The following is a 4,267-nucleotide window of genomic DNA, read 5'->3' on the forward strand; positions in this document are numbered from 1 at the left end:
CAGGTGTCTGTGCCGCCGGTGGTGTATCCGGCGCAAACCATGTCGGTCTGGACGAAGTCCGAACCGTAGGAGCTCTTGCAGCTGGAGTCGGACACGATCGGGACGGTCGCGGTCCGCAGCTGGTTGGAGGAGCTGCCGTTCTCCGAGGTGGTGCCCCAGCCCAGGATGCGGGCCGTGGTGCCGGCCGCGTACACGCCGGTCTGGGAGGAGCTGACGTACGACGCCGGGGTGTACGGCATCGACGTCGCCAGGGTCAGCACGGCCACGTCGTCGCCGTTGGTGGCGTCCGTGTAGTCCGGGTTGATCCAGATCTTGCCGACCTTGCTGACCGTGCCGTCGGTGCCGTTCAGGTTCGTACGGCCGCCGACCACTCGGACGCTGCTGGTGGACTCGCCCTCCATGCAGTGCGCGGCGGTCACCACCTTGGTGGCCGACACCAGGGTGCCGCCGCAGAACTGGCTGCCGGACGCGTCCGTGATCTGCATCATGAACGGGTACGCGGTCGTGGTGGTCGTGGTACCGCCGACGATCGGCTGGGGGGCGGCTGACGCGGTGGGGGACGCGATCAGCGCGGTCGCCGCGGCGGCAGCGGTGGCTGCCAGCACTGCGGCGGTCCTTCTTGCGCGGTGGTGCCCGAACATGAGTCTCCTCAGTGGGGGTTGCCGGTGGGGGTCGCGCGGGTGTGGGGGGTGCAGCACGGGAGTCGCGGGACCGACCCCCGTATGCCCGGGCGAGCGGCACATCCATAAGCTAGGACCCGGAACCCCACCCTCCCAATGAGGGAACCCCCTAGGGGGATGGGGGAGGGAAAACCCTCGGTCCGCCTCAGTTAACAAGAGCGGCGCTCAGTGCGCGCGTCGCCCTGCGGCCAAACGGACTATGTCCACCCGCGATCGGATGCCCAGCTTGCGGTACACCCGGGTCAGGGTCGCCTCGACCGTCTTGACGCTGATGAAGAGCCGGGCGGCGATCTCCCGGTTGGTGGCCCCCTCCATGACCAGCGCGGCGACCTGACGCTCCATCGCGGCCAGCCCCTCCAGCGCGGCCGGCTCGGCCGGCGGGACCACCGCGGGCTCGGGTTTTGGCGCCGAGACGGCCTCGTCCACCTGCCGCAGCCAGGGCAGCGCCCGGCACCGCCGGAACAGCCGGGTGGCCTCGTCGTACGCCGACGGGGAGCGCCGTCCGCGCAGCGAGGCCAGCGCGAACGCGGCCCGTGCCTCCTCCAGGCCGTAGCCCAGTTTGGCGAACCGGTCCTGAGCCGAGGTCAGCTGGGTGGCGGCCGCCTCGTGGTCGCCGTGCGCCGCACGGACGAGGGCCTCGGCCCGGTCGAGGGCGGCGAGGACGCTCTCCCGGCCGAGCCTGAGCGCGTGCTCCCGGGTGACGTCGATGACGTCCTGCGCCTCGGCGGGTTCACCCACCCGGACGAGTGCTTCGGCGAGGTCCCCCTGCCAGCGGCCGCGGGCCGGGTCGGTGATGCCGAGGCTCTGCTCCAGTTCCCGCACCCGGCGCAGCGAGCGGACGGTGCCCGCCGGGTCGCCCGCCACCAACTGGGCGTATCCGAGCGCGCCCAGGGCCCGGGACAGGTACATGGTGTCGCCGTCCTGTTCGGCGTGCTCCACCGCCTCCCGGGCCAGTGCCAGCCCCCGGTCGACGTCGCCGCCGGAGGCCTCGGCCAGTGAGGTGAGCATCGCGGAGGCGGTCTCGCCGATCCCGGAGTCATGGGCCAGGCCCAGTCCCTCGCGGGCCAGGTCCAGGGCCCGGCCGCAGTGCCCGGAGCGCAGTTCGGTCTCGGCGAGCCCGCGCAGGAAGTGCACCTCGCTCTCCACCTGGCCGCGCCGGCGCACCTCGCGCAGCAGCGCGGTGACCGTGGTCCGGGCCTCGGCCAGCTGGTCGCTCATCACCAGCCAGCGGAACCGGGCGCTGCCCGCGCCGTTGTGGTGGCAGGCCACGTTCGGGTCCTGCGGCTCCTTCAGGGCGCGCTTGATGGTGGCCGGCGCGTCCGGATGGCCCATCAGGGTCTCCACCTGCGCCTGCAGGGACAACGCGAGGAGTTCGGTGCGCCGGTCGCAGCCCTGGGCCGCCAGCGCCGCAGAGTGCGCGGCCGCCTGCCGGGCCGCGGTGAAGTCACCCTCCATGATCAGGGAGCGCCACGCCAGCTGGTAGTGGACCAGGCCCAGCAGTCGTGGGTCGTCGCCGGCGTCGGCGAGGGCGTGCGGGAAGGCCGCGTCCACCTCGGTCATGGTGTGGCCCGCGGAGTCGATCACGATGATCCAGGCCCGCACCCGGTCCGCCGGACGGGTGGCCCGGGTGAGCACCTCGCGGGCGATGTCCTGGGCGAGGTCGATCTCGCCCGCGCTGGTGGCGTCCTCGGCGGCCAGCAGCCGGTGCTCGTCGGGACCGGGCGTGTTGTCGCCCGGGGTGTGCCGGGCGGCGAGCAGCCCGATCTGCGCGGCGACCGAGGGCGCGCCCCGGTCCCGGGCCTGGCCTGCGGCCTCGGCGAGCCGCGCGGCCACCTCGGGGTCGGTGCCGGTGGTGGCCAGGGCCAGGTGCCGGGCCCGCTCGATCGGGTCGGAGGCGGCCGTGGACAGGGCCGCGTGCGCGGCCCGGCGCTCCTGCGCGGGCGCCTCCGCGTACAGGGCGGCGGAGATGAGCGGATGCGCGAAGCGTACGGCCGGGCCCTCCGGTTCGGTCGCCAGCAGCCCCAGTTCCGCCGCCTGGGCGCACTCGGCCTCGGCGTTCTCCCGGCCGGCCGCGTGCAGCAGCGCCTGGGTGGGGCGGGCGCCGGCGCTGGCCACCAGGAGGGTGCGGCGGGCCTCCACGGAGAGCATGTCCAGACGGCTGAGCACCAGGGCGCGCAACGAGGTGGGCACCGGCAGCGGCTCGCCGGGGCGGGGCGGGGTCGGGTTCTCGGCGAGGGCGCGGCCGAGCTCCAGGGCGAACAGCGGGTTGCCGCCGCTGGTGCGGTGGATCTCCCGGACCGTCGCCCGGGTCAGCCCGGCGTGCCCGCGGTGGCCGAGGAGCTCCGAGACCTGCGTGCGGTTGAGCGGCCCGAGGCGTACGGCGACGGTGTCCGGCGGCGACGCGCGTAGGTGGCGGTCGTACTCCTGGCCCTCCGTGCGGACCGCGCACAGCAGTTGGACCGGGGTGCCGCCGAGCCGCCGGGCGGCGAAGCCGAGGAGTTCGGCGCTGGCCGGATCCAGCCACTGGAGGTCGTCGGCGACGATCAGCACCGGGCCCTCCGCGGCCAGCACGCGCAGCGTGGACAGCACCGCGAGACGCAGGGCCAGACCGTCGCGCTGGAGGGTGGACTCCCCGCGGCCGGTCAGCGCCGACTCCAGGGCGGTGCGCTGGGCGCCGGGCAGCCGGCCGGAGACGTCGTCGAGGACCAGGCCGAAGAGGTCCGCGAGGGCGAGGAAGGGAAGATGGGATTCGGACTCGGTGGCCGAGCAGCGCAACACGGTTCGCGCGGACGGGGCGTATTCCGCGTCCAGCGCCCGCAGGACGGTCGATTTCCCAATTCCGGCGGGTCCGTGCAGGAGCACACTGCCGCCCGAGGCGAGCTGGTCCCGGGCCGCCGCGACCAGCTCCGCCCGACCGATCACCAGGTCGGGGCGGCACCTGGCAGGCTCCTGGAAGTCCCGTCGCACGGTCACCGCTCCCCTCCTGTGTCGTGTCCCAGCCAAATTCTAGGCAAGGAACGCGGAAATCCGGCCGGACGGCGTGGTGAGGGAAATAACAGCGTCCTGACGGCTGTGAATTCAAAGCGCGTTCGCATGAATGGAATGCGTCCCCTCCGGTACGTCCCCTCCGCCACGGGGGCAACCCCGCCCGGCTATGGCAGCAACCCTGTGCGACGAGCCGTCGACACCGCCTCCCCCCGGGTGTGCGCGCCCAGCTTGCGCATCGCCGAACGCAGGTAGCCCTTGACCGTCTCGGGCCGCAGCCCCAGCCGTTCGGCCACCGCCGCGTTGGTCGCACCCGCCGCCACCCAGGCGAGAACGTCCAGCTCACGGGGGGCCAGGGTGGCCCGGGTGTGCTGGGCCGACGTGGTCAGCAGTCCGCAGGCGGCCAGGAGTTCGGCGCGCAGTTCGGGGTCGGTGATCCGCGGCGCCAGCGCCCGCAGCGCCGCGTGTGCCTCCCGCACCTGCTCCCACGCGGCTCCGGGCTCCGCCACGACGGCGGGTTCCGGCCGCGCCGCGGCCAGCAGCCCCCGGGCCTCGTCCTGCACGACCAGTGCCTGCTCCACGTCCCGGGCCGCCGCCACCGC

General features: G+C 74.1%; 3 protein-coding genes. All 3 read right to left on the minus strand.

From position 1 onward, the window contains the following. A partial coding sequence (locus ABZ646_RS41365; RefSeq protein WP_360531364.1) for a serine protease occupies positions 1-641 on the minus strand: 641 nt, incomplete at its 3' end. Positions 642-845: 204 nt separating this feature from the next. Next, complete coding sequence (locus tag ABZ646_RS41370) at positions 846-3,653, minus strand: AAA family ATPase (RefSeq protein WP_360531367.1); 2,808 nt, start codon at positions 3,651-3,653, stop codon at positions 846-848. A 179-nt stretch (positions 3,654-3,832) separates the two neighbouring features. Next, the coding region (locus ABZ646_RS41375) for a LuxR C-terminal-related transcriptional regulator (protein ID WP_360531370.1) at positions 3,833-4,267 on the minus strand (435 nt) is incomplete at its 5' end.

This window comes from Streptomyces sp. NPDC007162, assembly GCF_040634175.1.
GTDB lineage: Bacteria > Actinomycetota > Actinomycetes > Streptomycetales > Streptomycetaceae > Streptomyces.